We start from the raw sequence: 6757 nt of genomic DNA, 5'->3' as shown, positions 1-6757 counted from the left end.
TACCGGATCCGGAAACCGCACGCGGTCGAACCCGATGCTTTAAATCTTGGGGTTTGGCAGGCCGTCCGCTTCCGCGTCCGTTTCCCTGCCGGCTCCCAAAACATTACCCGGCCCGCCCCACAGCTCCAAATCGGCCCCCCGTGACCGCAGCCACACTCAACAGCACGTCTGGATCAATCTCCGACGAAAGGCCGGATGACCAGGCAATTGACTGCAAGGGAAGGCAGATCCGCGTCCTCCAGAGGGCCGGTGGTGACGGCCGCGAGGAGAGAGATGGGCCCACAAGAACCGCTATCAGTAACGGAATGGCGACCGCTGGTGACGGAAGGCGGTCGGGCACGTGTTGAAGCAACCGGTTCAGAGCCAGGCGGCCTGGCTGCGGAGGTGAAAAGAGGATGCAGGACCCGAGAGGGCGGAGAAGGGAGTCGGGCACAGGGGCGAAGGAAGGTGACAAAGAAACCGAGCGAGACAGCAGCCGCGCAGGGAGGACACGGAGGCAAGGGGTCAGGGACGCAGGCACGGAGATGACGCGGGGGCAGGCGGGGAGAGAAGGCAGGGAGCCCAACAGAGGGCAGGCCGGAAGCCCGCCGACGGGCCCACCGGTGAGATAGATAGACCCGCAGGGAGATAGACCCGCAGGGAGAGCAACCGGTGGGGAGAGCAACCGGTGGGGAGAGAGGCAGGCAGGAAAGAGGCAGGCGGGGTGCCGGGGAGGCGGCAGGTGGGGACGTAGACGGGTGGGACAGAGCGGGTGGGGAGAAGGGCAGGCGGGAGCCGGCAGGTGGGGACAGAGCGCGAGCGAGGCGGCGGGAGGAGGAGCGGGTCAGGCTGAGGCTCGGTCCTGCCAGGGGTTCGCCGGGTACCTGGTCGCGATGTCCATGGCCGTGACGAACGCGTCTACCTGGTCTCGGGTTGTTCGGGGCATGCAGACCAGGTGGCTCTGGCCTTCGGCGTCCGTGGCCAGGGGCCAGTGTTGCTGGATCGTGGGTGGGGGCGTGGGGAAGACGACGGTGAAGGCCCAAGGGTGGCGCCAGGCCGGCCAGCCGATCATGTTGAGGCGGTTCACCGTGTAGGCCGCCAGCCTGCGGGAAGCGTGGGCCTGCGCGCGCAGACCAGCTTCCCCCTGGGTTGCCACGGCGTACCACATCATGGCTGCCGGGAGGCCGTCGATGCTGCCTGCCGGGGTGTCGTCGATCGAGGCGATGTAGGAGATGTGTTCGCTCCTGCGGGCGGCCGCGTTTCTGCCGACGATGAGGCCGCCGACTCTTGGCGTACCCAGGAATTTGTATCCGCTGAGCGAGATGGAGTCGATGCCGTCCGTCGTCAGAGCCTCGTCCAACGCCAGCGGGATCGCGCTGAGTGCCCCGTCGCAGTGGACGTACTTCTCGGTGATGCCGGCTCCGGCCAGGACCGCGTTGACCTTGTTGGGGTCGTCGACCGCCTCGGTCATGGTGGTTCCCGCGGTCACCGTGACGATGGCCGGGGCGTCGGGGCGGATCCGCTGGGCCAGTTGGTCGTAGTCCATCTCGCCATAGGCGTCGGCGCGGATGCGGACCCCGGGGATGTTCAGCTCGTGAAGCATCTTGGGGATGCTGTAGTGCGCCGTCTCCGAGTAGTACGCCACCGCGGTTGTCATGCCGTGCGGCGTACGGGGGAATCGGTCTCTCGCGGTGAGCAGGCCCGCCCGGTTGCCGGCGGTTCCTCCCGTGGTCGCGTTGCCCCACCAGTCGTCGGACGGCAGGCCGAACAGGCGGGCCGTCCAGGCGAGCAGCGCTCGTTCGAGGCTTTTGGTGTGGTTGCCGCCTGGTGGGTTGGAGGCGGCGCTGCCGATGTTGTTCCAGAGGGTGTCCTGGAACGGGCGCAGGGCGTGGAAGTCCCCGACCGGGCCGGTCGGGAAGAACATGTGCCGGTCCGCCTCGCCGTCGCGCTGGGCGAGGGTGGCGCCGAGGACCTCGTCGACGTTGACGGGTCGGCCGCTGATCAGTGAGGCGGCCTTGTCCAGCCAGGTGATGTCTTGGTCGGCGGGGTCCTGCGGCGCCGCTGTCATGCGCTCATCAGCACATGATGCAGCTTCTCGAGGCCCTGCCAGACCGCGGTGTCCTGGAGTGAGGCGTTGTAGAGGAGCTCGTTGTCGAGCCGCGGCCGGTAGATGCTGTGCACCGGGCGGTTGGTGATGATCGTGTGCTGTCCGGAGTTGCCGCTCGTCTGGGCGGCCCGCAGGAAGTACATGGCGGTGCCGTCCTTGAGGTAGACGTAGCCCTGGCCGGGGAGGTTGAGCCCGTCCGCGCTGGTCACCGACCGTTTCGTGTCGTGCCACGAGGCGGTCGGGGTGTCGAGGGTGGAGATGCCGAGGCCGATGTACTCGGTTTCCGGCGTGATCTCGTCGCTGCGCAGCACCAGGCCTTCCATGGGCGTGCGCGGGTCCCAGCGCCGGCCGGAGCGCTGGGCGGCCTGGATCTGGGTCCAGGCGTGGTTGGTGAGTTCGTGCAGCAGGGCCGGGAGGTGCTCACCGCGGTGTTCCTCGTAGTCGAGGCGGGTGGCGGTGCTGAGCCGGTACGGGCGGGCCGTCTCGTCCACGGAGTAGAGGATCAGGGCGTGTTCGCCGAGCGCGTCGCGGGTGCCGATCCGGTCGGCGGCGTTGCGGGCGTGCGACGCGTTGACCTGGATGGTGCGGTCGAGGGTCCGGCCGCGGACCGACGCGGACAGCGCCGTGGGGTCGGGCTCCGAGAAAGACGGCCGGGGCTCGACCGGCGCCTGCTGCCAGGAGGCGGTCGGTGGCGGGCCCTGCTGCCAGGCGGTGGACATGTTGTCGCCGGGGAGGTGGTGCCGGCCGGAACGGGGTATCTGGGTCACGGTGTCGTCCTCAGAGCTCGATGTCCGCGAGGCGGGCCGCCGGGACGGCATGCCGGCTGCCGGCGCCCTCGCCGATCTGGGCCCAGCTGTCCGGGCGGGATCGGCGCAGGTAGCCGGCCCAGAGCAGGCCGCCGAGCGCGAACGCGACCACCACGGCCGGGATGATCAGGGGTGCGGACGAGCCGGGTGCGCTGCCCAGCAGGGCGTCCACGTTGACCACCATGAGCACCAGGACCACGGCGCCGCCGAGGACGCCGAGGCCGGGGGCCACGATCCGGGTCCACATGCTCGTCGCCGCGACACCGGGCCCGCGCAGGTAGCGCATCGCGGCGATCGAGGTGAGCACGAGCAGGGTGAGCAGGCCCAGCGCGCCGAGGGTGGAGAACCAGGCGAACAGCGAGCCGAGCGGGTCGAGGTCGAGGACCGCGAAGGCCACGATCACGAGGACCGCGATGCCGCTCTGCAGCAGGGAGCCGCCGACCGGTGCGCCGCTGCGGGATCCACGCCCGGTGCTGCGTACCCAGGCCGGCAGGACGCCTTCGCGGGCCATGGCGAAGCCGTAGCGGGCGGCGATCGAGTGCAGGGCCAGCATCGAGGTGATGATGGCCGCGATCAGCACCATGGTGACGAACGGCGGCATGAGCGGGCCGAACTGCTTGTCGAACGCTTCCATCGGGTCGGGCAGTCCGGCGGTGACCTGCTCCGGGCCGACGGCGACGCCGACCGCCCAGGCGGTCACCGCATACACGCCCACGAGCACGGCCAGGGCGGCGGTGACGGAGCGGCTGGAGGCACCGGGGGTGCGGGCTTCCTCGGAGAAGCTGGCGCCGGCTTCGAAGCCCATCAGGGAGGCGAGCACGTACGCGGCGGCTCCACCGACACCTCCGGAGAGCCCGGCGGGACTGAAGCCCTCGGTGTTCCAGCCGGCGGCCGGGTTCTGCACGGCGGCGATGATGAACATGCCGACGACGAGCACCGACGTGAACAGCACGAGCGACAGGACGAGGGTGGAGCGGGCGATGCCGGCGCTGCCGAACAGCGCGATGACGGCGGCGGTGATCAGTGCGCCGACCCACCATTTGCCACCGAACGTGTCGGCGAGCTGGGTGCCCAGGAGTCCGTACAGCGAGGTCTGGATGCCGTTGTAGGCAAGGAGTGCGACGATGCCGGCGGCGACCCCGGCGGGTTTGCCCAGGCCTTTCGCGACCGCGGCGTAATAGACCGCCGGGTGCGGCGCCTGCCGCGACATCTCGGTGTAGCCGACGGACAGGAAGCCCACGACGGCACCGACAAGAAGGAAGACGAGGGGTACGGCGAGCACGCCCGTCGTCGCGTAGGTGGCCGGGATGCTGCCCAGCAGGACCACGGGCAGCGCGGAAGCGGCTACGGCGAAGACCCACATCGCCGGAGCGGTCATGGTCTTCCGGTCCAGTGTGCTCTGTTGGATCGTCATCGTCGGCCACCGCCCCCGCGGGCGACCGAAACGGCGAACAGGTGTCCTAATTGGACGATAGGGTCGGACGTGATGGTCCGGCGGAACACGGGGGCCTCCGGGAGGGGGGTAAGGGGATGATCTTCGGGGCTCGGCCGATCACCTTACGACGAAAACACCTCACGGGGCACGCAGTGGGGATAATCACCCACCGGGATCACCTGTTATACGAGCCGTTCGTATTTTTCCCCACAAATACCTGCGAAACGGCTAGCCGGCGATGGCCAGCGACCGGGCCACCCGGCGCAGGAATTCTCTGTTGGAGCTGGTGGTGCGCAGTTGGGCGAGCAGTTGCTGCAGGCCCTCGCGGCGGTCCTGCCCGATGAGCGCGCGCCGGATCTGCGACGCGGCGGCGAGCTCGCCGGGCGGCATCAGCGTCTCGTCGTGCCGGGTGCCCGACGCGGACAGGTCGATCGCCGGGAAGAGCCGGGACTCGGCGAGTCCACGATCGAGCTTCAGCTCGGCGTTGCCGGTGCTCTTGAACTCCTCGAAGATCACGGTGTCGAGCGCGGAGCCGGTCTCGACCAGCGCCGAGGCGATGATGGTGAGCGAGCCGCCGTTCTCGATGTTGCGGGCGGCGCCGAGGAACCGCTTCGGCGGATAGAGCGCCGAGGTGTCCAGGCCGCCGGACAGGGTCCGGCCCCGGCCGGTGGCGGTCAGGTTGTACGCCCGCCCGAGCCGCGTGATCGAGTCGAGCAGCACCACGACGTCCTCGCCGAGCTCGACGAGCCGCTTGGCCCGCTCGATGGCCAGCTCGGCCAGTGCGGTGTGATCCTGCGGCGCCCGGTCGAACGTGGCCGCGATGACCTCGCCCCGCACCGAGCGGCGCATGTCGGTGACTTCCTCGGGCCGCTCGTCGACGAGCAGCATCATGATGTGCGCTTCGGGGTTGTTGTGCGCGACGGCGTTGGCCATCTCCTGCAGGATGGAGGTCTTGCCGGCCTTGGGCGGGGCGACGATGAGCGCCCGCTGGCCCTTGCCGATCGGCATGACCAGGTCGATCACCCGGGTGGTGAGCCGCTCCGGCGTGGTCTCCAGGCGCAGCCGCTCCTGTGGATACAGCGCGGTGAGCTGGTAGAAGTCCGGCCGGCGGCCGGGTGCGCGGTCGTTGACCGTGTCGACCTTGAGCGCCGCGTACCGGCGGCCGCCGGTGAGCTCGGCGGTGCCGGCGACGAGGTCACCGCGGCGCAGCCCGAGCTGCCGCACCTGGTTGAGGGAGACCGGGATGTCGTCCGGCCCGGGCAGATAACCGTCGGCACGCAGCCAGGCACGGTCATCGACGATGTCGAGGAATGCGGAGATTTCAGTCATAGAGACTCCAGGAAGGAAAAGAGCTCAGCTCGACGCAAGAAAAGGGTGAGCGAGCAAGGGTGAAGAAGAGAGATTCCCCGGGCGCGGCATCTGCCGCCCACAGCCAGGGCTGCCACCACGGTAGCACCACTTCCCGGAATCGGCGAGGAGCCGGGAATGTGAAGCGGTCGGGCTTCTTTCGGTCATTTTTGAGGTAGCGCTCCTACAGTCGATGCATGGAACGTCCCGTGATGACGGTGCTGGCCTCGGCGGAGGCCCCCGTCGCCGAGCCCGAGCCGGCCGAGCCGAAGCGGCAGTGGAACACTCCCGCGCTGCGGCGGCGGCTGCTGATCGGCGTGGTCGCGGTGTGGGCGGTGGCGATCACCGCCGTGGTGCTCACCCGGGACGGCGACGACCCGGATGCGACCGCAGCGGCGGTGCCGGCCGCGTCACCGTCGGCCTCCGAGGGGCCGTTGAGCACGGCCGACGTCTATCAGACGCTGCTGCCCTCGGTGGTGCGGATCGAGACGAGCCGGCGCGGGGCCACCACTGGTCAGAACGCGCAGAGCATGACCGAGTCGGCGATCGGCACCGGTGTCATCGCGAACGCGGACGGCACGATCCTGACCGCCGCCCACGTGGTCGACGGGGCCACCACCATCACGATCAGCTACACCGACGGCACCACGTCGACAGCCGAGATCGCCGGCGCGGACAAGGCCAACGACATCGCGACGCTGACCCCCGCTCAGCTCCCCGAGACGCTGGTGCCCGCGGTGCTCGGCGGCGGGCCCGCGGTCGGTGACCCGGTGGTGGCGATCGGCAACCCGCTCGGGCTGACCATGAGCACCACGAACGGTGTCGTCTCCGGCCTCGACCGGGTGCTGTCCCGCCGGCAGACCGGGCTCATCCAGTTCGACGCGGCGGTCAACCCGGGCAGTTCGGGCGGACCGCTGATCAACGACCGCGGCGAGGTCATCGGCATCGTCGTGTCGCTCGCCAACCCGACCACTGCCGGCACGTTCATCGGCATCGGCTTCGCGGTGCCCATCGGGACCGCGCTGGGCGCCGGTGAGGGCGACGGCCAGGCGCCCCCGCTGTGACCGCGGACCACCCGAGACC

General features: G+C 69.7%; 4 protein-coding genes and 1 pseudogene. 1 reads left to right on the top strand and 4 read right to left on the bottom strand.

Annotated elements, in window-relative coordinates; all coding sequences use genetic code 11:
• Positions 1-823: 823 nt before the first annotated feature.
• The 4 genes and pseudogenes from ACIA6A_RS40915 to rho form a co-directional block, all read right to left on the bottom strand.
• Positions 824-2047 (bottom strand): pyridoxal-dependent decarboxylase, encoded by a 1224-nt coding sequence (locus ACIA6A_RS40915; RefSeq protein WP_396103547.1) that lies wholly within the window; start codon positions 2045-2047, stop codon positions 824-826.
• Complete coding sequence (locus ACIA6A_RS40910; protein WP_396103546.1) at positions 2044-2853, bottom strand: hypothetical protein; 810 nt, start codon at positions 2851-2853, stop codon at positions 2044-2046. Before ACIA6A_RS40910 ends, ACIA6A_RS40915 begins: the two co-directional genes overlap by 4 nt.
• A gap of 10 nt (positions 2854-2863) precedes the next feature.
• Positions 2864-4306, bottom strand: a complete 1443-nt coding sequence (locus ACIA6A_RS40905; protein WP_396103545.1) for an APC family permease — start codon at positions 4304-4306, stop codon at positions 2864-2866.
• Positions 4307-4555: 249 nt separating this feature from the next.
• Positions 4556-5656 (bottom strand): annotated as a pseudogene (rho, locus tag ACIA6A_RS40900) (transcription termination factor Rho); the annotation flags it as partial.
• A gap of 215 nt (positions 5657-5871) precedes the next feature.
• Here rho and ACIA6A_RS40895 point away from each other — a divergent pair.
• Entirely contained in the window at positions 5872-6738 is an 867-nt protein-coding gene (locus ACIA6A_RS40895; protein WP_396103544.1) for a S1C family serine protease, read from the top strand.
• Positions 6739-6757: the final 19 nt, after the last annotated feature.

The organism is Actinoplanes sp. NPDC051494 (assembly GCF_044454705.1).
Classification (GTDB): domain Bacteria; phylum Actinomycetota; class Actinomycetes; order Mycobacteriales; family Micromonosporaceae; genus Actinoplanes.
Note: the sequence above shows the minus strand (reverse complement) of the source record. Positions and strands in the feature narration are given on the sequence as shown.

Excerpts from the sequence above, each read along its gene's own strand:
- ACIA6A_RS40905 (WP_396103545.1), bottom strand. The coding sequence starts at position 4,306 with ATGACGATCCAACAGAGCACACTGGACCGGAAGACCATGACCGCTCCG.
- ACIA6A_RS40895 (WP_396103544.1), top strand. The coding sequence starts at position 5,872 with ATGGAACGTCCCGTGATGACGGTGCTGGCCTCGGCGGAGGCCCCCGTC.
- ACIA6A_RS40915 (WP_396103547.1), bottom strand. The coding sequence starts at position 2,047 with ATGACAGCGGCGCCGCAGGACCCCGCCGACCAAGACATCACCTGGCTG.